Origin of the sequence: Actinomadura terrae (genome assembly GCF_022751215.1) — a bacterium.
Classification (GTDB): Bacteria; Actinomycetota; Actinomycetes; order Streptosporangiales; family Streptosporangiaceae; genus Spirillospora; species Spirillospora terrae.
Genome location: NZ_JAICDG010000003.1, coordinates 905,622 through 926,321, shown reverse-complemented (window position 1 = coordinate 926,321; position 20,700 = coordinate 905,622). Strand labels below are relative to the sequence as shown.

Sequence of the window (20,700 nt, the reverse complement as noted above, 5' to 3'; positions counted from 1 at the left end):
ACCCGCAGCGACCCGCGCCCACCCCCGGCTTCCGCGCTACCGCGATGACCTCGATGAGCTTTATTCGACCCATTTTGTCAATGGTCGAGTCAGCCAGAAAATTATGACCACCGAGAATTTTAGAAATGCCTGCTCCGAATCTTAAAATGATCAAGAACCGAAGCGAATGGGGGAAAGATGCTCGGTACCAGAATGGCGGCTCTCACCACCACGGCGGGCGCGGCGCTCGCGCTGACCGCGTTCGCCCCGGCGGCGCTGGCCGACGCGGCACCGGTCGCGCCCGCCAAGGCGCCGGCGGCGGCACCGGTGGCGACGGGGGCGGCCGACACGGGGATCGCGGCCGCCAAGAGGAAGTCCTTCAAGTGCGCGTCGCCCAGGAACCAGAAACTCAACATCTCGTGGTCGCCGGGGAACATCTCGATCACGGTCTACTTCAACAACCACTGCAAGCAGAAGCGCCACATCAAACTGGTCTTCAAGCAGGCCACCGACGTGTGCTTCACCGTCAACCCGAGGACCAAGGGAAAGAAGAAGGTCTGGACGACGGGCGGCAAGCTCGAAAAGATCACCTCGCCGTCGAAGTGCTAGCCCAGCAGTAAAGGCACCGTTCAGGGCCGGGAGGCCGACGCGGAAAGGCACGACAGGGGCAGTCCGCCGTCCGATGTGTAGAGCCCGTCGGTCTCCCGGCCGAACGAATCGACTCCGCCCAGGCAGGCGTAGGGGGGCGGGTCGCGCAGCACGACGCTGAAAGACACCGTGAACCCGTCGTCCGGCGGCTTCGTCCTGGTGACGTGGATGCCCCGGCCCTCGGCGAACGTGAAGTAGACGGTCGAGGGCGGCGTGCCCCGCTTCATCGTGCCGTGGCCCGTCCGGCCGTCCGGCCCCATGACGCCGCTGGTCAGCCTCGAACCGTCCGGCGTGCGGAACAGTACCCGCCCCGCCCGCAGGTCCCCGCCCCCGGCGCCGGTGTCGAGCGCGTGGACGGCGGCGTGCTCGATGACGGTGCCGGTCCTCCCGAAGCGCGCCGTCTCCCACTTCCCGCCGACATCGCCGAGGGTGTAGCCGACGGTACGGCTGTCGGCGGCCCAGATGATCTCACCGATCACCGTCGCGCCGGACGCGCCCCACATGCGGCGCCGTCCCGTCCCGAGGTCGAGGACGGTGAGCGCCGCACGCGGCGGACCGGCGGCCGGGCGCCCCTCCGCGCAGGGAGCGGTGGCGAAGGCGAGACGGCGCCCGTCGGGGCTCATCGCCAGCCCCGCCACCAGGGCCGGGACCACCCCGCCCCGCACCGGTTCGAGCCCGGTCACATGCCCGGCCCGGGTCAGCCGGAAGCGATGCAGGCGCGTCTCGCACCGTCCCTCGAAGGACGAGGCCGCCACGAACACGCCCTTCGGCCCCGCGATGACCTCCGTCGCCTCACCGGTGGAGGAGGGCGGCCGCTCGGCGTCGGTCAGCCGCTGCCGGTGATCCGCCGTGCTCGCGTCCACCCGGATCCACGGTTCGGGCCCGCGAACCTGCGGCTCCGCGTTGACCCTTCCCACGGTCACCGTGAACCGCGACGCCCGCTCGTACCCGTACGGGTCGCCGTCCACCCGGAGCGCCACCCCGGCGACGGCGCCGACGACCAGCACCACCAGCGCGACCGGCGCCGCCCACCGCCGCAACCGCCAGAGTCCCGGCACCACGTCCATGATCAGTAGGCTATGGCGACCCGACAAAGGTCGGAGCCGTACCGCGCCGAATACTTCCCCTCAGGCGCCCGGCCGAACGCATCGATACCGTTCAGACAGGCGTAGTGCGATGTGTCGTCCCCCATGACGACGATTCCGGTACTCACGATGCCCCGCTTGGACTGGAACGTCTTGGTGACGCGCATCGGCTCACCCTCGGTGAAGCCGAAGATGATGGTGGTATCGGTCGCCTGGTCGGCCTTGTGGGCGAGGCCGTAGCCGGTTCGCCCGTCCGGGGCCATCGTGACGAAGCTGATCCGCCCCGCGTCGGCGGGCGGACGGAACAGGACGCGGCCGCCCCGCAGATCGGTCCCCGGAGCGGCGGTGTCGAGCGCGCGGACGGCGAGGTGCCGGATCGTCCCCGCCGGGACGTCGCTCAGCGTGTACCCGACCGTCCGGCTGTCGCGGGCCCACACGATCTCGCCGATGATCGACTCCTCGGGCGCGTCCCAGCTGTGACGTCGCCCGCTGCCGAGATCCACCACGGTCAACACGGCGCGCGGGCGGGCCGCCGGACTCAGTCCGCCTTCGCACGGGGCCGTGGCGAAGGCGGCGTGGCGACCGTCCGGGCTTATCGCAAGGCCCGCGAGCAGGCCCGGGACGGCGCCTCCCGCCACCGGCGCGAGGCCGGTCACGTGTCCGTCCACGGTCAACCGGAACCCGTGCAGCCGCGACTCGCACGGCTCGGCGCGGGAGGAGGCGACAAGGAACCTCCCACCCGGCCCGGCCCGGATCTCCCGCGCCTCCCCCACGGCAGGGGGCGGCTCGACCGCATCGACGAACCCCGGCCAGGAACGGCCAGGCCGATGCACCTGGAACCACACCCCGGGCTCGCCCCCGGCGTCGTGCCCGACCGTGACCTCGAAGCGCGGCGTGCGGTACTCCGTCGAGTCCAACGTCTGGGCGGGTGTGTCGTCTGCCAGCAGGCTCGTCATGCCGATGGACGCGGTGACCAGCGCGGCCAGGACGACCGGTGCCGCCCACCGCCGTAACCGCCAGGACGCCGGTTCCCTTTCCTGTGTCTCGATCATCCGATGATCATGCCGTTGACGAGAGGTGTCTGTGCCCGTTCGCGGTGATCGTCCCCGCGACGGGTTAGGGTGTGGGCGGCGACGTGTGGAGGAAGCCGGTGCGAATCCGGCGCGGTCCCGCCACTGTCACCGGGGAGCGGACCCCCAACCGAGGCCACCGCGCGAGCGGGAAGGCCGGGGCGAGCGCCGATCCGGGAGCCAGGAGACTCCGGTCGCCGCCGTTTCAGCCTGCGATTCGGGGCGCGGACCCCGGGTGAGGACGCGATCCACTGTGATCTTGCTGCTGTCCACCTCGGACACCGATCTGCTCAGCGCGCGCGCCAGCGGCGCGGACTTCCGGCTCGCCAACCCCGCGCGCACCGGCGTGGACGACCTCCCGGGCCTCGTCGAGGGCACCGACCTCGTCGTCGTGCGGCTGCTCGGGGGGCGGCGCGCATGGGAAGAGGGGCTGGACGCGCTGCTCGCCGAGCCCCGCCCGGTGGTGGTGCTGAGCGGCGAGCAGTCCCCCGACGCCGAACTGATGGGGCTCTCGACCGTCCCGGCGGGCGTCAGCGCGGAGGCGCACGCCTATCTCGCCCACGGCGGGCCGGAGAACCTCGCGGACCTGTTCCGGTTCCTCTCCGACACCGTCCTGCTGACGGGGTTCGGGTTCGGCCCGCCCACCGCGACGCCCACCTGGGGCGTGCTGGAACGCGAGGGCGCCGGGCGGGACGACGGGCCCCTCGTCGGCGTCCTCTACTACCGCGCCCACCATCTCGCGGGGAACACCGCGTTCGTCGACGCGCTGTGCAAGGCGATCGAGGACGCGGGCGGACGCGCGCTCCCCGTCTTCTGCGCCTCGCTGCGCACGGCCGAGGCCGGCCTGCTGGAGACGCTCGGACGCGCCGACGCGCTCGTCGTCACCGTCCTCGCGGCGGGCGGGACGCGACCGGCCACGGTGGGCGCGGGCGGCGACGACGAGGCGTGGGACGTCGGGGCGCTCGCCGAACTGGACGTGCCGATCCTGCAAGGCCTGTGCCTCACCGGCGAGCGGACCGCGTGGGAGGAGAGCGACGACGGGCTGTCGCCGATGGACACCGCCACGCAGGTGGCCGTGCCCGAGTTCGACGGGCGGATCATCACGGTCCCGTTCTCGTTCAAGGAGACCGACGAGGACGGGCTCAGCGTCTACGTCGCCGATCCCGAGCGGGCCGCGCGGGTCGCGGGGATCGCCGTCCGGCACGCGGCGCTGCGGCACGTCCCGGCCGGGGAGAAGCGGGTCGCGCTGATGCTGTCGGCCTACCCGACCAAGCACGCGCGGATCGGCAACGCGGTCGGGCTGGACACGCCCGCCAGCGTCGTGCGGCTGCTGGAGGCGATGCGCGAGCGCGGCTACGACGTCGGCGACGACCTGCCCGGCGAGGGCGACGCGCTGATGCACGCGCTGATCGCGGCGGGCGGGCAGGACCCCGACTGGCTGACCGAGGCGCAGCTGACCGGCAACCCCGTCCGGATTCCGGCGGGCAGGTACAAGGCCTGGTACGCGGCGCTCCCGGCGGACCTGCGCGCGAGCGTCGAACGGCAGTGGGGCCCGCCGCCGGGCGAGCTGTTCGTGGACGACTCGGGCGACGAGCCGGAGATCGTGCTCGCCGCGCTGCGGTCGGGGAACGTGGTGCTGATCGTCCAGCCGCCGCGCGGGTTCGGCGAGAACCCGGTCGCGATCTACCACGATCCGGACCTGCCGCCCAGCCACCACTACCTGGCCGCCTACCGGTGGATCGCGGACGAGTTCGGCGCGCACGCGGTCGTCCACGTCGGCAAGCACGGCAACCTGGAGTGGCTGCCGGGCAAGTCCGCCGGGATGTCGGCCTCGTGCGGTCCGGACGCGGCGATCGGCGACCTGCCGCTCATCTACCCGTTCCTGGTGAACGACCCCGGCGAGGGGACGCAGGCCAAGCGGCGCGCGCACGCGACGCTGGTCGACCACCTGATCCCGCCGATGGCGCGCGCCGAGAGCTACGGCGACATCGCCCGGCTCGAACAGCTGCTGGACGAGCACGCCAACATCGCCGCGCTGGACCCGGCGAAGCTCCCCGCGATCCGCGCGCAGATCTGGACGCTGATCCAGGCGGCGCGGCTCGACCACGACCTCGGCCTGGACGACCGCCCGCACGACGCGGAGTTCGACGACTTCCTCCTGCACGTGGACGGCTGGCTCTGCGAGGTGAAGGACGTCCAGATCCGCGACGGGCTGCACGTGCTCGGCGCCGCGCCGGTGGGCGAGACGCGCGTCGACCTGGTGCTGGCGATGCTGCGGGCCCGGCAGATGTGGGGCGGGTCGGTGTCGCTGCCCGGCCTGCGCGAGGCGCTCGGGCTGGACGAGGAGAGCACCGTCCGGCAGGACGTCGACGCGATCGAGGAGCGGGCGCGCGCGCTGGTCGCCTCGATGGAGGCGCGCGGCTGGGACCCGGCGGCGGCCGACGAGATCGCGGACGGGAAGGTCGCGGAGATCCTGCGGTTCGCCGCGTCCGAGATCGTGCCCCGGCTCGCCCGGACCGCCGACGAGATCGGGAACGTGCTGCACGCGCTGGACGGCGGCTATGTCCCGGCCGGGCCGAGCGGCTCGCCGCTGCGCGGGCTCGTCAACGTGCTGCCGACCGGGCGGAACTTCTACTCGGTCGACCCGAAGGCCGTTCCGAGCCGCCTCGCCTACGAGACCGGCCGCGCGATGGCCGACTCGCTGCTCGCCCGCTACCGCGAGGACACCGGCGAGTGGCCGCGCTCGGTCGGGCTGTCGGTGTGGGGCACCAGCGCCATGCGCACGTCCGGCGACGACATCGCCGAGGTGCTCGCGCTGCTCGGCGTCCGCCCGGTGTGGGACGAGGCGTCCCGCCGCGTGACCGGCCTGGAGCCAGTCCCGCCGGCGGAGCTCGGCCGCCCGCGGGTGGACGTCACGATCCGCATCAGCGGGTTCTTCCGCGACGCGTTCCCGCACGCGGTCGCGATGCTGGACGACGCCGTCCGGCTCGCGGCGGGCCTGGACGAGCCCGACGAGGACAACTACGTCCGCGCCCACGTCCGCGCCGACCGGGAGGCGCACGGCGACGAGCGGCGCGCGACGCTGCGGGTGTTCGGGTCGCGGCCCGGCGCGTACGGCGCGGGCATCCTCCCGCTGATCGACAGCCGCAACTGGCGCGACGACTCCGACCTCGCCGAGGTGTACGCGGTGTGGGGCGGCTACGCCTACGGCCGCGACCTGGACGGCGTGCCCGCGCGCGGCGACATGGAGAACGCCTACCGGCGGATCAGCGTGGCGGCCAAGAACACCGACACGCGCGAGCACGACATCGCCGACTCCGACGACTACTTCCAGTACCACGGCGGCATGATCGCGACCGTCCGGGCGCTGACCGGGAAGGCGCCGAAGGCCTACATCGGCGACAGCACCCGCCCGGACGCCGTCCGCACCCGCACGCTGGACGAGGAGACGTCCCGGGTGTTCCGCGCCCGCGTCGTCAACCCGCGCTGGCTGGCGGCGATGCGCCGGCACGGCTACAAGGGCGCGTTCGAGCTGGCCGCGACCGTCGACTACCTGTTCGGCTACGACGCGACCGCCGGGGTCGTCGCCGACTGGATGTACGAGAAGCTCGCGCACACCTACGCGCTGGACGAGGAGAACCAGAAGTTCTTCAACGAATCCAACCCGTGGGCGCTGCACGGCATCACCGAGCGCCTGCTGGAGGCAGCCGACCGTGGCATGTGGGAGCACCCCGACCAGGACACCCTGGACGCCCTCAAGCGCCTCTACCTCGAGGTCGAGGGCGACCTCGAAGCGGACTGACCTTCGCGGGGGGTCAGCCGGTGTAGGCGGCGATGGTGCGTTCCGCGCAGGCGCGGGCCAGCGCCTCGTCGCCGTCGGCGGCCGCGTGGGCCTCGCCCCACGCGGCGCCGCTGAGCCGCATGAACTCCTTGCCCTCGTCCGTGCCGGGCCAGTCCATCCCGATCGGGATCGGGGCCCCGCCCGAGGCCAGGTGCAGCGCCAGGCCGAGGACGCTCAGGTCCCAGCCGATGCCGACCGCGCCGGGCCCGAACTCCTCCCAGCGGTCGTCGACGTGGGCGATGTGCTCCAGCTCGAACCGCGTCCGGCCGCCGGCCTCCGGGGTCAGCCGCACCTCGATCCAGCTCACCTGGCCGCCGAACTCCCAGGTCGCGGCGAACCCCTTGGGCGGATCGCAGCGCTCGATGGTCCCGCCCGCGTTGCCTTCGAGCTGGTAGCGGCCGCCGAGCCGCAGCTCGCCCGAGATCGGCAGGAACCAGCGCGGGATGCGCTCGGCGTTGGTGCAGGCGTCCCACACGTCCTCGACGGCGGCGTCGTAGCTCTGGCTGATCGTGGCGGTGCGGGCGGTGCCCGCCTCCAGCACCCGGTCGCCGACCCGGCGCCGGACGGCGTTGATCTGCTCGGTCACTTCGATCATCATTCGCTCCCTGGTGGTCGTCGCGCGCGCCTGCCCCGGGCCAGCTCGGTCCCGAGCGCGTCCAGGCGCGGGGCCCAGTACCGGCGGAAGCGGTCGAGCCAGGCGTCGACCTCCCGCAGCGGCGCCGCGTCGACCGCGTAGAGGCGGCGCGTGCCCTCGGCGCGCACCACCGCGAACCCCGCCTCGCGCAGCACCCGCAGGTGCTGCGACACGGCGGGCTGCGAGATCCCGAACTCCTCCTGGATGACCGCCGACACCTCGCCCGAGGAGCGCTCGCCGTCCGCGAGCACCTCCAGGATCCGGCGCCGGACCGGGTCGCCCAGCACATCGAAGGCGTGCACGGCCACCAAGGTACAGCCTCAGCGTATATAAGTCACCTCTAAAGTTAGCCGTTGCCCGCGAGCAGCTCCGCGAACGGGACCGGGTCCTCGTAGGGGTCGCTCCTGGCGGGCGCGGGACGGGTCTCGACCAGCGCGGCCAGCTCCGCGCCCGCGCGGGCGACACGGTCGGCGAGGTCGGTCTGGGCGGCGCCCGCACCCCAGTCCTCGGGCGCCGCGTACACGGCGGTCGGGACGGGGGCGGCGCGCAGGTAGGCGAACAGCGGGCGCATCGCGTGGTCGATGGCGAGCGAGTGCCGCGCGGTGCCGCCGGTCGCGCCGAGCAGCACCGGCTTGCCCTCCAGCGCACCCGGTTCGAGGACGTCGAAGAACGACTTGAACAGTCCACTGTAGGTGGCGTTGAAGACGGGCGTGACGGCGATCAGGCCGTCCGCGCCGGTCACGGCCTCGACGGCGGCGCGGAACGCCCCCGACGGGAAGCCGGTGAGCGCCGCGTCGACGATCGCGTGCGCGTGGTCGCGCAGCTCGACGGTCTCGACGGGGAGGTCGCGGCCGAGCGCGGCGGTGGTCGCGGCGGCGAGCCGGTCGGCGAGCAGGCGCGTGGACGACGGCTGCCCGAGCCCGGCGGAGACGACGGCGAGCCCGCTCATCGGACGACCTCCTCACCGGTCTGCTCGGCGGCCTGCTTGGCGGCGACGCGGGACGCGTGCGTCGGCGCGGTCGCCGGGACGTGGGCCGGACGGAGCGCCTCGAACTCCTTGCGCAGCACCGGCACGACCTCCTCGCCCAGGATGTCGATCTGCTCCAGGACGGTCTTCAGCGGCAGGCCCGCGTGGTCGATCAGGAAGAGCTGCCGCTGGTAGTCGCCGAAGTAGTCGCGGAACGTCAGCGTCTTCTCGACGACCTGCTCCGGGCTGCCCACGGTCAGCGGCGTCTCGGCGGTGAACTCCTCCAGCGAGGGCCCGTGCCCGTACACCGGCGCGTTGTCGAAGTAGGGGCGGAACTCCCGGACGGCGTCCTGCGAGTTGCGCCGCATGAACACCTGCCCGCCGAGTCCCACGATCGCCTGGTCGGCGGCGCCGTGCCCGTAGTGCTCGTAGCGGCGCCGGTAGAGCGCGATGAGGCGCTGGAAGTGCTCCTTCGGCCAGAAGATGTGGTTGGCGAAGAAGCCGTCGCCGTAGTAGGCGGCCTGCTCGGCGATCTCCGGGCTGCGGATCGAGCCGTGCCAGACGAACGGCGGCACGCCGTCCAGCGGGCGCGGCGTCGCGGTGAACGACTGGAGCGGGGTGCGGTGCTCGCCCTGCCAGTCGACGACGTCCTCGCGCCAGAGCCGGTGGAGCAGGTTGTAGTTCTCGATCGCGAGCGCGATGCCGTCCCGGATGTCCTTGCCGAACCACGGGTAGACGGGGCCGGTGTTGCCGCGTCCCATCATCAGGTCGACCCGGCCGTCGGCCAGGTGCTGGAGCATCGCGAAGTCCTCGGCGATCTTCACCGGGTCGTTGGTGGTGATCAGCGTGGTCGCGGTGGACAGGATCAGGCGCTCGGTGCGCGCCGCCACGTAGCCGAGCATGGTCGTCGGCGAGGACGGCACGAACGGCGGGTTGTGGTGTTCGCCGGTGGCGAACACGTCCAGCCCGGCCTGCTCGGCCCGCTCCGCGATCGCGACCATGGCCTTGATCCGTTCCGCCTCGGACGGCGCGCGCCCGGTCGTCGGGTCGGGGGTGACGTCGCCGACCGAGAAGATCCCGAACTGCATGCCGGCCTCCAAGGTAGTAGAAACTTCAATTAAGCTACCGGAACCGCATCACACCCCACGCTATTCCCCCGGGTCAGGGCCCCCTCTCCCGGCGGCCAGACCGGGCGGTCCCGGCGGCTCGGGAGGCTCAGCGGGCTCAGGCGACCGCGCGGGCCAGGGAGTCGACCAACCAGATGTGCGCGCCGCCGCCGTTGACGCGCTCGCCGGTGACCGCGCCGTACAGCGTCCAGTACCGGCGCATGCGGGGATCGGCGTCCACGGAGGTGCCCGCGAGCAGCGAACGCCGGAACCGCGGGGTGTCGCGCTCGCCGCGCGCGTAGGCATGCGCGTCCACGAAAAGGTCCAGTTCGGGCCCGGGGCGCGGCTCCTCCCCGGCGGCGACCCTCGGCAGCGCCAGCCGGATCGCCTCCGACATGCCGGACAGCAGCGTCCGCTCGTCGCGGACCGCCTCGACGTTCAGCCGCCCGCGCGCGAGCATCCGGCGGACCAGCGACCGGTCCCCCACCAGCGCGACCATCTCGGCGTAGGCGAGCACCTGCCCCGGCGTCGGGACCTCGGGCGGCGGCGGGACGCTCATGTCCACGAACGAGAACTCGATCTCGGGCGAGACCGGCGCCAGGACGAGGCGGCGCCAGAACGCCGCGAGCGCGTCGCGCGCGGCGGGGCCGTCCTCGGCGGCGGCGAGCAGCTCCAGCCGCGCGGCTCGCTCGGCCGGACCCGCCTCCTCGACCGCGCGCAGCGCCGCGCGGCGCCAGGCGAGCGCCGCCAGCTCGACGTCCATCGCGGCCCGCTCGGCGGCGGCCGCCTCGCCGACCGACCGCTCCCCGCGCAACACGGACGCGATCGCGGGCAGCCCGAGCCCGAGGCCCCGCAGCCGCCGGACGAGCCGGAGCCGCTCCACGGCGGCGGGCCCGAACCGCCGGTGCCCGCCCGCGCTGCGCGCCGGTTCGAGGAGGCCCTCGTCGCAGTAGAAGCGGATCGTCCGGACGGGCACGCCGGTCACGGCCGCCAGGTCGCCGATGCCCAGCGCCTCCGCTGTGGCGTGCGTCACATCCACTTGAACCTCCACCCGAGTGGAACTCCTACGGTACGGGCGCACCCGGAGAACGGGCACCCGACGAGAGGACACCGCCATGAGCACACCGGAACCCGCGCGGCTCGCCGAGGGGCTGCGCGCGCACACCGCCGCGCTGGCCGAGGCCGTCACGGGGGCGGACCCGGCGGCACCCGTGCCGACCTGCCCCGAGTGGAGCCTGCGCGACCTCGTCGGGCATGTCGGCCAGGCGCACCGCTGGACGACCGCGCTGGTGCGGACGGGCCGGGCCGACGCCGTCCCCGACCCGGCCGACGCCGACCCCGGCCCGCCGGACGTCTGGCGCGGCTTCCTGAACGAGGGCGCCGAGGACCTGGTCAAGGCCGCCGAGGACGTGGGGCCCGAGACGATCGTGCACCCCTTCGTCGGCCCGCTGCCGGTGCGGTTCTGGCTGCGGCGGATGGCGCACGAGACGGCCGTCCACCACGCGGACGCGGCCCTCGCCACCGGCGCGGCGTTCACGGTCGCGCCCGACCTCGCGTCCGACGCGATCTGCGAGGCGCTGGAGTTCATGGCCTCGCCCGTCGCGGAGACGCTCCGGCCGGGGCTGGCCGCCCTGCGGGGCGAGGACCAGTCCCTCCACCTGGACCCCGAGGACACCGACGACCCGGGATGGCTGATCGTCCGGACGCCGGAGGGGCCGCGCTGGGACCGCGCCGACGGCGAGACCGCGGACGTCGCGCTGGGCGGGCCCGTCCGGGACCTGCTGCTGGTGTTCACGCGGCGGCTCGCCGTGCACGACGCCGACGTGACGGTCACCGGGGAGCGGGCCCTGCTCGACCACTGGCTGGCGAGCACCGCCTTCTGACAGACCAGGAGGCGCCGGGCTAGGGTCGAGATCATGGTGACGCCCGTGGAACCTCCCCCCGAACCGTCCGAGCGGCTGACCGACCCGCGCGAGCTGCTCGCCGGTTACCTCGACTTCTACCGGGACGCGCTGCTGCGCAAGCTGGACGGGATGCCCGAGGCGGCGCTGCGCGCGAGCGCGCTGCCGTCCGGGTGGACGCCGCTGGAGCTGCTCAAGCACCTGACCTACGTCGAGATCCGGTGGCTGCGCTGGGGCTTCGCGGCGGAGGAGATCGCGGTGCCCTTCGGCGAGTTCGGCCCTGACGACCGCTGGCACGTGGGCGAGGAGGAGACCCTCGACGGGCTGAGGGCCGCGTTCCTCGACACGTGCGAGCGGTCCCGCCGGATCGTCGGCGCGGCCCGGCTGGAGGACTTCGCGGCGGAGGGCGGGCGCTTCGACCAGCCGGGTCAGGAGCCATCGCTGATCTGGATCCTGTTCCACGTCCTCCAGGAGTACGCGCGCCATCTCGGCCACCTGGACGTGGTGCGCGAACTGGCGGATGGGACGATCGGCCAGTAGCGCCGCTTCAGCCAGCTCAGGAGGAGACACATTGAGCCGATCCCCGAACGCCCCCGGTTCGCTGCGCGACGACGCCGCCGCGCTCCACGACGACCTCGCCCGGCTGCGCCTCGACCTGCACCGGGAGCCCGAACTCGGCCTCGACCTGCCGCGCACGCAGGAGAAGGTCCTCGCGGCGCTGGACGGCCTGCCGCTGGAGATCACCACCGGGAAGCGGCTGACCTCGGTGACGGCGGTGCTGCGCGGCGCCCGGCCGGGGCCGACCGTCCTGCTGCGCGGCGACATGGACGCGCTCCCGGTCACCGAGCGCGGCGACGCCGACATGATCTCGCGGGCGGAGGGGCGGATGCACGCCTGCGGCCATGACCTGCACACCACCATGCTCGCGGGCGCGGCGCAGCTGCTGTCGGCGCGCCGCGACGACCTCGCGGGCGACGTCGTGTTCATGTTCCAGCCGGGCGAGGAGGGCCTCGGCGGCGCCCGCATCATGATCGAAGAAGGGGTGCTGGACGCGTCCGGGGAGCGCCCGGTCGCCGCCTACGCGCTGCACGTGTTCTCCTCCGGGCTGCCGAACGGGACCTTCTCCAGCCGGGGCGGGCCGATCATGGCGGCCGCCGACCGGCTGCGGGTGACCGTCCGGGGCGCGGGCGGGCACGGCTCGACGCCGCACCGCGCCAAGGACCCGCTGCCCGTCGCGGCCGAGATGATCACCGCGCTCCAGACGATGGTGACCCGCGCGTTCGACGCGTTCGACCCCGTGGTCATCACGATCGGATCGTTCCACTCCGGGACGGTGGACAACGTCATCCCGGACGAGGCGTCCTTCTCCGGGACCGTCCGCTCGTTCTCGCGCGCCGCGCACGAGCGGCTGAAGGAGCGCACGGTCGAACTGCTGGAGGGCCTCGCCCGGGCCCACGGCCTGGAGGCCGACGTCACCTACTTCGCCGACTACCCCGTCACGGTCAACGACGGCGGCGAGGCCGCGTTCGTCGCCGACACCGTCCGGGACGCCTACGGGGAGGACCGCTACGCCGCCGCGCCGCGTCCGATGCCCGCCTCCGAGGACTTCTCGTTCATCTGCAACGAGGTGCCGTCGGCGTTCATCGCGCTCGGCGCGTGCCCGCCCGACCTGGACCCGGCCACGGCCGCCTTCAACCACTCCCCCGAGGCCCGCTACGACAGCGGCGTCCTGGCCGACGGCGCCGCGCTGTACGCCGAACTGGCCGCCCGCCGCCTGGCCGCGTCGCCGCCCCGCCCCTTCTGACCGAGGCGCGGTCACGTCCCGAGCCGCCGGGCGAGGGACGTGACCGTCATCGACACGGCTCAGGCCGTCCCTAGGTCGTCCCCCGGGCGAACCAGGTGCTGATCTGGGCGCGGGACGCGAAGCCCAGCTTGGAGAGGATGTGCTCCAGGTGGGAGTCGACGGTGCGCTTGGCGATGACGAGGCGCTCGGCAATCTGCCGGTTGGTGAGGCCCTCGGCGACCAGGGCGGCGATCTCCCGCTCACGCCGGGTCAGCGCCGCGGCGGGCGAGGCCGCCGGGGCGGACGCGTCGTCCGGGTCGGGCGGGAGCTCGCCCAGCGCCTCGGCCATCGCGGCGGGCATCGCGAGGCCCGCGCCGTCCTGCCGGGCGGCCTCGAACGCGGTGTCGCCGAGCGCCTCGCGCGCCTGCCGCTCGTACAGCTCGCGCAGGACCGCGTGCTGCGGCCCGAACATCGAGGTCCCGGTGTAGTCGCGGGCCCAGTCGGCGGCGGCGAGCAGCCGGACGCCCGCCACCGCGTCCCCGAGGGAGACCAGGCAGCCGCCGACCATGTCCAGCGCGAGCGCGACGCCGAGCCGGTCCTCCATGTCGCGCTTCATGCGGAGCCCGGCGCGCAGGTCGGGCAGCGCGGCGCCGGGGTCGCCGCCGACGAGCGCGGCGAGGCCGCGCACGCACAGCCCGTAGGAGCGGCACCACTGCTCCCCCGCCGCCTCCATCGCCCGGACGACCTCGTCGGCGTGCGCGACGCCGGCGGCGCCGTCGCCCGCCATCGTCCGCGCCACCGCGAGGAACACGCCGGTGATCGGGACGAGCACGTCGGTGTTGGCGGCGCGGCGGTGCAGGTCGCGCGCCTCCTCCAGCCGGGCGGTGGCCTCCTCCAGGTCGCCGCCGCACAGCGCCGCCACGCCCTCGGCGAGCCGGACGTAGCCGAGGCCGCGCGCGTCGCCGCCCGCGAGCGCGCGGGCCTCGGCGCGGCGCAGCAGGTCGCGGGCGGGCGGCAGGTCGGCCTGGAGGGCGGCGAGGACCCCGCCGAGCGCCAGCACCTCCGTCCACTCCGGCCCGGGGACGTGCTCGCGGCTCTCGATGACGCGCAGCGACCAGTGCCGCGCCTCGCCGGTCATGCCCTGTAGGGCGAACAGCCGGCCCAGCCCGAGCGTGACCGCGCAGAGCACGTCGCCCGGCGCCCGCCGCAGCCCGTAGTCGATCATGTCGCGGACGTTGGCCTGCTCGCGCCGGAACCAGGCCAGCCAGCGGGTCTGCGCGGCGCCGCCCAGCCCGCCCGCCGCCTCGCGGATCGCGTCGGCGAACCGCTCGAACGCGCGGGCGCGCATCGGCTCGGCCTCCCCGGCCTCCTCCAGCCGGTGCGCGCCGTACTCGCGCATGATGTCGAGCATCCGGTAGCGGACGGCGCCGTCCCGGTCGACGCGCAGCACGACCGACTTGTCGACCAGCCCGGCGACCACCTCGAAGACCCGGTCGGCGGGCAGCGCCTCGTCCGCGCAGACCTGCTCGGCGGTGTCGAGGTCGACGTCGGCGGCGAACACCGACAGCCGCGCCCACAGCAGCCGCTCGTCGGCCGAGCACAGCTCGTGGCTCCAGTCGATCGCGGCGCGCAGCGTCTGGTGCCGGGGCAGCCCGGAGCGGCGGCCGCGCACCTGGAGGAGGCGGCGGTCGAGCCGGTCGACGATCTGCTCCACCGACAGCGCCCGGAGCTGGACGGCGGCCAGCTCGATCGCCAGCGGGATACCGTCGAGCCGGTGGCACAGCAGCGCCACCGCCGCGCGGTTGCGGGGGGTGAGCGTCCAGCCGGGGACGACGGCGGCGGCGCGCTCGGCGAACAGCGTCACCGCGTCGCCGGGCAGGTCGGGGTCGTAGTGGCCGGGTTCGGGACGGGCGAGCGGCGCGACCACCAGCGTGTGCTCGCCGGGGATGTCGAGCGGCTGGCGGCTGGTGGCGATGATCCGCAGCCCGGCGGCGTTCTGGAGCAGCACCTCCGAGAGCATCGCGCACGCGTTCACGAGGTGCTCGCAGGTGTCGAGGACGAGCAGGAGCTCGCGGTCCGCCAGGTGGTGGACGAGGGCGTCCAGCGCGGCGGCCGGGCTGTGGTCGGGCAGCCCGAGCGTCTCGCCTACGGTCTGGGTGAGCAGACCGGGCTCGTGCAGCGCGGACAGGTCGACGAAGGCCACCCCGTCGCGGAACGATCCGGCGAGCGAGGCCGCAGCCCGCAGCGACAACCGCGTCTTGCCGACCCCGCCCGGCCCCATCAGCGTGACGAGCCGGCACCGGTCGAGGAGCCGCGTGATCTCCGCCAGCTCCTCCCGGCGGCCGACGAAGCTGGTCAGCTCCGCGGGAGGCCGCCCCGAACGCAGTTCCAACCTTTTGATCGGTAACACCGCCGCCTCTGTTCGGATCTCGCCGGCCCGGGGCCGGTACGCGTGGGACGACAGCCCGATCGTACTCGTACATGAACTGATCGCAACCGTTCCATTACACGGAGCGTCAGACCCCGTGGCCTACTCCGGCCCGCGCGGGGTGGTTCGGCGGCGCCGAAGCGGGGGGCGCGGGCAGGAACAGGCGGCCGCTCACCGCACCCAGGAGCGTCCGGTATCCGGCGACGGCCCAGGCGGTGACGAGCAGCAGGTAGAGCAGGACGGCGACACCGGTCAGCGCGTCCAACCCCGTGGTCCGCGCCAGCCCGGACGCGCCTGTCACGCACGTGCCGACCGGGAACGTGAACGCCCACCACGTCATCGCGAACGGCATGCCGCCGCGCAGCGCCCGCGCGTTCGCCGTCCCGGCCAGCGCCAGCCAGAGCAGCGCGAACCCGAGCACCGGCGTCCCGTACAGGACGGCGAACGCCCGCGTCGCCTCGGCGTACTCCGGGAGCGCCCGTCCCGCCGCCCCGGCGATCTGCACGACCGCCGTGGTGGACTGCCCCAGCGGCCCGAGGACGAGGAACAGCGTCGGCGTCATGACCGGCGCCGTCCGTCCGGCGGCGAGCGCGCTCCAGATCCCGGGCAGCAGGACGAGCGTGCCCAGCAGGCTCGCGCCGAACATCCCGTAGCAGCCGTACAGCAGCGTCGCGGCGCCCTGCCCGGGCGGCAGGTGCGGGACGAGCGCGGGCCCGAGCGCCGCCGCCACCATCGGCGCGACGACCGGGAGCAGCCAGGTCGGGTCCGCGCGGCCCGGCTCCAGCCGCGTGATCATGAGGTAGGGCACGCCCGCCGCGACGGCGACGGCGTAGATGGTGCCGAGCGTCCACAGGACGGCGTCCACCGCGACCGCCGCCTGGAGGCCGATCACGCCGGGGCCGAGCACCAGCGTCCCGTAGCCGACCGCGAGCATCGCCATCGGCGGGCAGCCATAGAAGACGGCCGTCGCCGAGTTCTCCAGGAGCTGCGACCGCGCCACGTCCCGATGCCGGACGAGATGGACGCCCCGCGCCGCCATCAGCGCCAGCAGCATCACCAGCGACGCCGCCCACACCGCGACGGCGAACGCGTGCAGCCCCGGGAACCCCACCGGCAGCGCGTTCGCGCCGTTCGCCACGATCGCGGTGCCCATCACCGCCGCGTACCAGTTGGGCCCGAGGTGCCGGAAGAGGCCGGCGGGGCGGTCGAGTTCCCCGAGCGGCAGGCGGGCGGGTGGTGCGGTGGCGATACCCATGCGTCCACCGTGGCCCCGCCGGAACCGCGTCGGTAGAGGTCACCGGCCTATGGACCCATAAGGCGGGCTTATGCTCGCGGGCATGGCGGTCTCGCGTCGCGTCCCCGATCTGGGCGCCCTGGAACTGCTGCTCGCGGTCGTCCGGCTGGGCAGCGTCGGCCGCGCGGCGGCGGAGCTGGGCGTCACCCAGCCCGCCGCGAGCGCCCGCATCCGCTCGATGGAGCGGCAGGTTGGGGTGGCCTTGTTGGAGCGTTCCCCACGCGGGTCGCGGCCCACCGAGGCGGGCGTGCTGGTCGCCGGGTGGGCGCGCCAGGTCGTCGACGCCGCCGAGGCGCTGGACGCGGGCCTGTCGGCGCTGCGCGAGCGGCGCGACGGGCGGCTGCGCGTGGTGGCGAGCCTGACCGTCGCCGAGTACCTGATGCCGGGGTGGCTGGTCGCGTTGAAGTCCGTCCGCCCGGACGTCGCGGTGACGTTGCGCACGGCGAACTCCACGCAGGTGGCCGAGCAGGTCCGCGGCGGCGAGGCCGACCTCGGGTTCGTGGAGGGCCGGCGGACGCCCGCCGGGCTGAACGGCGCCGCCGTGGCGGCCGACAACCTCGTCGTCGTGGTCTCCCCGGCGCATCCCTGGGCGCGGCGCCGCTCCGGGGTGAGCGCGGCCGAGCTGGCGCGGACGCCGCTCGTCCTGCGCGAGGAGGGCTCGGGCACCCGCGAGATCCTCGACCTGGCGCTGGCCGCCCACGGCGGGACGGCGGCGCCGCTGCTCCAGCTCGCCTCCACGACCGCGTTGAAGGCGGCGGCCGTCTCGGGCGCGGGCCCGGTCGTGGTGAGCGATCTCGCCGTGGCCGACGAGCTGGCGAGCGGACGGCTGGTCCGCGTGCCCGTCCCGGAACTGGACCTGTCCCGTCCGCTGCGCGCGGTGTGGCCCGCCGGTCAGCGTCCGGCCGGGCCGGCCCGCGACCTGCTGGCTTTGACGCGCGCCGCGTCCTGACCCGGTCTTAGCCGGCGGGTGCGTGGACGACCTGGATCTCCAACGCGATGCCGATCGTGTCGCCGAGCATGACCTTGTCGCCCTGGAGCGGGACGTTGAACTCGATGCCGAAGTCGCGGCGGCTGATCGAGGCGGTCGCGGTGAACCCGGCCCGGACGCCGCCCCACGGGTCGGCCTCGACGCCGTGGAACTCCGCCAGCAGCCGGACGGGCCGGGTGACCTTCTTGATCGTCAGCTCGCCGTCCAGGTGGTAGCGGGGGACGCGGGCGCGGCGGCCCACGCTGGCGGGCTCCACGCCGGTCCCAACGAAGGTCATGACCGGGTGGTTCTCCACGTCGAGGAAGTCGGCGGAGCGGACGTGCTCGTCGCGTTCGGCGCTGCGGGTGTCGATCGAGGCCATCTGGATCTCGGCCGTCGCGCTGGAGTCGAGCGGATCCGCGCCGATCACCACCTCCCCGCCGAAGTCGGGGAACGAGCCGCGCACCGTCGTCATCAGGTGCCGGATCGTGAAGGTGATCTCCGAGTGGACCGGATCGATCGTCCAGCGGCCGGTGTCGAGATCGGGCACCTCGCGCTCCATTGAACCCCCCAAATAGCATCAATCCCATGCAATCTAGGAAAGTTACCCCAAATCATGACAAGAGCATGCCGAGGCGGCCCACGTCTGACCCGCCGCGCGGAGGGAATGCTCCGTACATGATCGGTGAACACGTCCTGGCCGGATACGCCCACGACGCGGGCGGCCGGGAGGCCCTCGGGCTGGCCCGCGCCATCGTCGGCCTGACCGGCGGACGGCTGAGCGTCGCCATCGTCCACCCGCCCGACGTGCCCGCCGCGCCGGGCGAGGCCCGCGCATTACTGGAACAGGCCGCCGCGTACCTGGACGACCTGCCCGTCGACCTCCTCGTCCAGGAGGGACGCGGCGTCGGGCGGGGCCTGACCCTGCTGGCCAGCCGCACCGGCGCCGACCTCATCGTCGTCGGCTCCCCCGAGGGCGGCGCACGGGGCCGGATTAGCGTCGGCGCCGCCGCCGACCACCTGCTGCACTCGGCGACCGAGGCCGTGATGCTCACCCCGTCCGGCTACACGCCGCCGGAGGACCTGGAGCGGATCACGGTCATGTACGTCCGGCGCCCCCAGTGCGACGACGCCGTGATCCGCGCCGCGCAGGCCGCCGAACGGCTGGACGTCCCGCTCCGCCTGGTCACGCTCGCGCTCGGCGACGCCCACCCCGAGCGGCTCCGCGACGACCTCGCACTGGCCATCCGCCTCGCCACCGACTCCGCCGAACTCCCGCCCGAGGACGTCTCCGCCGAACTCGCCGAGGGCGACGACGTCGCCGACGCCATGGGCGATCTCGACTGGGCCGAGGGCGAGATCCTGGTGTGCGCGTCGAGCGAGGACGCCTCCGTCCACCGCGTCTTCCTCGGCGAGGTGGCGCTGAAGGTGCTGCGCGCGGCTCCGTGTCCGGTGACCGTCCTTCCCCGGGGATACTTCTGAGTGGTCCGTTTCGCCCGTTCTCCCGGAACGACTTGCCGCTACCTCTTTACCTGCACTACATTCCGTCGAGATCGGAACGTGACCTAACACGTTCGGTCACCACCCGGTCGGGCGCCTCCTGCCCGAACGCAGTCAGACGGCGGTTGTCAGGCGGCAGGGAGCGTGATGGACCCGATCGGCAAGAAGCTGCTCGACGTGGCCAAGAGCCAGCTCGGCTACACCGAGAAGGGCGACGGCTACACCAAGTTCGGCGACTGGTACACCGCCAACATCGACGGCGACCACGACTCCTACTTCAAGACGGCCCCCTGGTGCGACATGTTCCTCGCCTGGGCCGCCGACAAGGCGGGCGTCACCGAGCAGGCCGGGCAGTTCGCCTCGACGGTCGAGCACGCCGAGTGGTTCCGCAAGCACGACGCCTGGGGCAGGACCCCGGAGCCGGGCGCCCTCGTCTTCTTCGACTGGAACGGCTCCGGCGACCCCGACCAGATCGACCACGTCGGCCTCGTCGAGCGCGTCGACGGCAAGACCCTGCACACGATCGAGGCCAACGCCGACGGCTACAAGCTCATGCGCAAGACCCGCGACATGGACTCCGTCGTCGGCTTCGGCTACCCGGGCAAGATCAAGGTCGAGGCCCCGAAGTACACCCCCCGGCACGCCGCCCCGACCCCGACCGTCGACAAGGTGGGGGCGCCCGCCGCGTCCACCAACACCCAGGAGCGCGAGCACAGCTCCCCCGACCAGCCCTTCCCCACCCAGGAGGTCGTGCTCGGCGGCATCCTCGCCTTCGTCCTCTGCGGCACCGTCGCCCTCGCCGCCGGACGCGCCGCCGCCGCGAAGGCCCCCACGGCCGCGCCCATCCGCGTCCGCAAGCGCGGCAAGCACCACCGCCCCGCGACCCCGGTGACCCTCCCCGCCGACGTCACCCCGGCCGACCTCGACGCCGCCGACGCCGGCACCACCGTCATGCCCGCCCTCTCCCTCGCCGCCGCGCACGAGGCCGAGGACCGCGAGTTCTGGGGCCGCATCGCCCACCTCGAAGAGGACAGCGAGCTCGCGTTCTGGAACTCCCTGCACGCCGAGGCCACCGACGCCGAGTACGCACCAGCCCCGGGGTTCCGCTAGAGTTGGCCATGCGCGCCGGGAGGAACCCCGGAGCCGGCACGCGGACGTGGCTCAGTTGGTAGAGCATCACCTTGCCAAGGTGAGGGTCGCGGGTTCGAATCCCGTCGTCCGCTCTGAGAGGCCGACGGCCTCGCTCTGGTGGAGTGGCCGAGAGGCGAGGCAACGGCCTGCAAAGCCGTGTACACGGGTTCAAATCCCGTCTCCACCTCGCAGTACACGCAAGGGCGATTAGCTCAGTGGGAGAGCGCTACCTTGACACGGTAGAGGCCACTGGTTCAATCCCAGTATCGCCCACTTGCTCCCTTATGCTCGTTGAGCCCTTCGGGCTCAACTTCGCCGGAGCCTGGCGTCCACCCGGGGGGCGCCCCCCGGACCCCCGAGGTGCTC

The 20,700-nt window shown here is 73.6% G+C and carries 18 protein-coding genes, 3 tRNA genes and 1 riboswitch; of the genes, 11 read left to right on the top strand and 10 right to left on the bottom strand.

The window, feature by feature from the left end:
- Positions 1 to 177 precede the first annotated feature (177 nt).
- Positions 178 to 588: a hypothetical protein gene (locus K2F47_RS23925; RefSeq protein WP_242907244.1), complete on the top strand. Its 411-nt coding sequence runs from the start codon at positions 178 to 180 to the stop codon at positions 586 to 588.
- A gap of 20 nt (positions 589 to 608) precedes the next feature.
- On the opposite strand, the gene K2F47_RS23920 is transcribed toward K2F47_RS23925, so the two are convergent.
- Both K2F47_RS23920 and K2F47_RS23915 read right to left on the bottom strand, forming a co-directional pair.
- A complete protein-coding gene (locus K2F47_RS23920) occupies positions 609 to 1,694 on the bottom strand; it encodes a hypothetical protein (protein ID WP_242907243.1) in 1,086 nt (361 codons plus the stop codon).
- Positions 1,695 to 1,696: 2 nt separating this feature from the next.
- A complete protein-coding gene (locus K2F47_RS23915) occupies positions 1,697 to 2,764 on the bottom strand; it encodes a beta-propeller domain-containing protein (RefSeq protein WP_242907241.1) in 1,068 nt (355 codons plus the stop codon).
- 32 nt (positions 2,765 to 2,796) lie between these two features.
- Positions 2,797 to 2,991, top strand: a riboswitch (cobalamin riboswitch).
- A gap of 44 nt (positions 2,992 to 3,035) precedes the next feature.
- On the opposite strand from K2F47_RS23915, the gene K2F47_RS23910 reads away from it, so the two are divergent.
- Positions 3,036 to 6,584, top strand: a complete 3,549-nt coding sequence (locus K2F47_RS23910; protein WP_242907239.1) for a cobaltochelatase subunit CobN — start codon at positions 3,036 to 3,038, stop codon at positions 6,582 to 6,584.
- Between the two features lie 13 nt (positions 6,585 to 6,597).
- Here the strand turns inward: K2F47_RS23910 and K2F47_RS23905 are convergent, their stop codons facing one another.
- The 5 genes from K2F47_RS23905 to K2F47_RS23885 all read right to left on the bottom strand — a co-directional run bounded on the left by K2F47_RS23905 (position 6,598) and on the right by K2F47_RS23885 (position 10,363).
- A complete protein-coding gene (locus tag K2F47_RS23905; protein ID WP_242907237.1) occupies positions 6,598 to 7,221 on the bottom strand; it encodes an SRPBCC family protein in 624 nt (207 codons plus the stop codon).
- Positions 7,218 to 7,559 (bottom strand): ArsR/SmtB family transcription factor, encoded by a 342-nt coding sequence (locus tag K2F47_RS23900; protein ID WP_214619944.1) that lies wholly within the window; start codon positions 7,557 to 7,559, stop codon positions 7,218 to 7,220. The genes K2F47_RS23905 and K2F47_RS23900 overlap by 4 nt, the downstream gene beginning before the upstream one ends.
- Positions 7,560 to 7,603: 44 nt before the next feature.
- Positions 7,604 to 8,206 carry an FMN reductase gene (locus tag K2F47_RS23895; protein WP_242907235.1) on the bottom strand — a complete coding sequence of 201 codons (603 nt, stop codon included), beginning with the start codon at positions 8,204 to 8,206 and terminating at the stop codon, positions 7,604 to 7,606.
- On the bottom strand, positions 8,203 to 9,312 hold the full coding sequence (locus K2F47_RS23890; protein WP_242907234.1) for an LLM class flavin-dependent oxidoreductase: 1,110 nt from the start codon (positions 9,310 to 9,312) through the stop codon (positions 8,203 to 8,205). Before K2F47_RS23890 ends, K2F47_RS23895 begins: the two co-directional genes overlap by 4 nt.
- 136 nt (positions 9,313 to 9,448) lie before the next feature.
- Entirely contained in the window at positions 9,449 to 10,363 is a 915-nt protein-coding gene (locus K2F47_RS23885; protein WP_242907232.1) for a MerR family transcriptional regulator, read from the bottom strand.
- 82 nt (positions 10,364 to 10,445) lie between these two features.
- On the opposite strand from K2F47_RS23885, the gene K2F47_RS23880 reads away from it, so the two are divergent.
- The 3 genes from K2F47_RS23880 to K2F47_RS23870 are packed head-to-tail and all read left to right on the top strand — an operon-like array spanning position 10,446 to position 13,035.
- On the top strand, positions 10,446 to 11,213 hold the full coding sequence (locus K2F47_RS23880; protein WP_242907230.1) for a maleylpyruvate isomerase family mycothiol-dependent enzyme: 768 nt from the start codon (positions 10,446 to 10,448) through the stop codon (positions 11,211 to 11,213).
- Between the two features lie 33 nt (positions 11,214 to 11,246).
- Entirely contained in the window at positions 11,247 to 11,771 is a 525-nt protein-coding gene (locus tag K2F47_RS23875; protein ID WP_242907228.1) for a DinB family protein, read from the top strand.
- A gap of 31 nt (positions 11,772 to 11,802) precedes the next feature.
- A complete protein-coding gene (locus K2F47_RS23870) occupies positions 11,803 to 13,035 on the top strand; it encodes a M20 metallopeptidase family protein (protein WP_242907226.1) in 1,233 nt (410 codons plus the stop codon).
- 70 nt (positions 13,036 to 13,105) lie between these two features.
- Here the strand turns inward: K2F47_RS23870 and K2F47_RS23865 are convergent, their stop codons facing one another.
- Both K2F47_RS23865 and K2F47_RS23860 read right to left on the bottom strand, forming a co-directional pair.
- Entirely contained in the window at positions 13,106 to 15,406 is a 2,301-nt protein-coding gene (locus K2F47_RS23865; RefSeq protein WP_242907225.1) for an ATP-binding protein, read from the bottom strand.
- A 124-nt stretch (positions 15,407 to 15,530) separates the two neighbouring features.
- Positions 15,531 to 16,697: a TDT family transporter gene (locus tag K2F47_RS23860; protein ID WP_242907224.1), complete on the bottom strand. Its 1,167-nt coding sequence runs from the start codon at positions 16,695 to 16,697 to the stop codon at positions 15,531 to 15,533.
- Positions 16,698 to 16,779: 82 nt separating this feature from the next.
- On the opposite strand from K2F47_RS23860, the gene K2F47_RS23855 reads away from it, so the two are divergent.
- Positions 16,780 to 17,685 (top strand): LysR family transcriptional regulator, encoded by a 906-nt coding sequence (locus K2F47_RS23855; protein ID WP_242907223.1) that lies wholly within the window; start codon positions 16,780 to 16,782, stop codon positions 17,683 to 17,685.
- Positions 17,686 to 17,692: 7 nt separating this feature from the next.
- On the opposite strand, the gene K2F47_RS23850 is transcribed toward K2F47_RS23855, so the two are convergent.
- The gene (locus K2F47_RS23850) at positions 17,693 to 18,253 is read right to left on the bottom strand and encodes a YceI family protein (RefSeq protein WP_242907222.1); all 561 of its coding nucleotides are present in this window, start codon (positions 18,251 to 18,253) and stop codon (positions 17,693 to 17,695) included.
- A 128-nt stretch (positions 18,254 to 18,381) separates the two neighbouring features.
- Between K2F47_RS23850 and K2F47_RS23845 the strand changes: the two genes are divergently transcribed.
- The 5 genes from K2F47_RS23845 to K2F47_RS23825 all read left to right on the top strand — a co-directional run bounded on the left by K2F47_RS23845 (position 18,382) and on the right by K2F47_RS23825 (position 20,607).
- Complete coding sequence (locus K2F47_RS23845) at positions 18,382 to 19,185, top strand: universal stress protein (RefSeq protein WP_242907221.1); 804 nt, start codon at positions 18,382 to 18,384, stop codon at positions 19,183 to 19,185.
- A 165-nt stretch (positions 19,186 to 19,350) separates the two neighbouring features.
- Positions 19,351 to 20,313, top strand: coding sequence for a CHAP domain-containing protein (locus tag K2F47_RS23840; RefSeq protein WP_242907220.1), 963 nt, complete (start codon positions 19,351 to 19,353; stop codon positions 20,311 to 20,313).
- A 40-nt stretch (positions 20,314 to 20,353) separates the two neighbouring features.
- Positions 20,354 to 20,426 (top strand) — tRNA-Gly (locus tag K2F47_RS23835).
- Positions 20,427 to 20,450: 24 nt separating this feature from the next.
- Positions 20,451 to 20,521 (top strand) — tRNA-Cys (locus K2F47_RS23830).
- A gap of 14 nt (positions 20,522 to 20,535) precedes the next feature.
- Positions 20,536 to 20,607, top strand: a tRNA-Val gene (locus K2F47_RS23825).
- The last annotated feature ends 93 nt before the right edge of the window (positions 20,608 to 20,700 follow it).

Coding starts and splice junctions, on each gene's coding strand:
- K2F47_RS23860 (WP_242907224.1), bottom strand. CDS start 16,697: ATGGGTATCGCCACCGCACCACCCGCCCGCCTGCCGCTCGGGGAACTC.
- K2F47_RS23890 (WP_242907234.1), bottom strand. CDS start 9,312: ATGCAGTTCGGGATCTTCTCGGTCGGCGACGTCACCCCCGACCCGACG.
- K2F47_RS23855 (WP_242907223.1), top strand. CDS start 16,780: ATGGCGGTCTCGCGTCGCGTCCCCGATCTGGGCGCCCTGGAACTGCTG.
- K2F47_RS23905 (WP_242907237.1), bottom strand. CDS start 7,221: ATGATGATCGAAGTGACCGAGCAGATCAACGCCGTCCGGCGCCGGGTC.
- K2F47_RS23925 (WP_242907244.1), top strand. CDS start 178: ATGCTCGGTACCAGAATGGCGGCTCTCACCACCACGGCGGGCGCGGCG.
- K2F47_RS23840 (WP_242907220.1), top strand. CDS start 19,351: ATGGACCCGATCGGCAAGAAGCTGCTCGACGTGGCCAAGAGCCAGCTC.
- K2F47_RS23875 (WP_242907228.1), top strand. CDS start 11,247: ATGGTGACGCCCGTGGAACCTCCCCCCGAACCGTCCGAGCGGCTGACC.
- K2F47_RS23845 (WP_242907221.1), top strand. CDS start 18,382: ATGATCGGTGAACACGTCCTGGCCGGATACGCCCACGACGCGGGCGGC.
- K2F47_RS23895 (WP_242907235.1), bottom strand. CDS start 8,206: ATGAGCGGGCTCGCCGTCGTCTCCGCCGGGCTCGGGCAGCCGTCGTCC.
- K2F47_RS23915 (WP_242907241.1), bottom strand. CDS start 2,764: ATGATCGAGACACAGGAAAGGGAACCGGCGTCCTGGCGGTTACGGCGG.
- K2F47_RS23920 (WP_242907243.1), bottom strand. CDS start 1,694: ATGGACGTGGTGCCGGGACTCTGGCGGTTGCGGCGGTGGGCGGCGCCG.
- K2F47_RS23880 (WP_242907230.1), top strand. CDS start 10,446: ATGAGCACACCGGAACCCGCGCGGCTCGCCGAGGGGCTGCGCGCGCAC.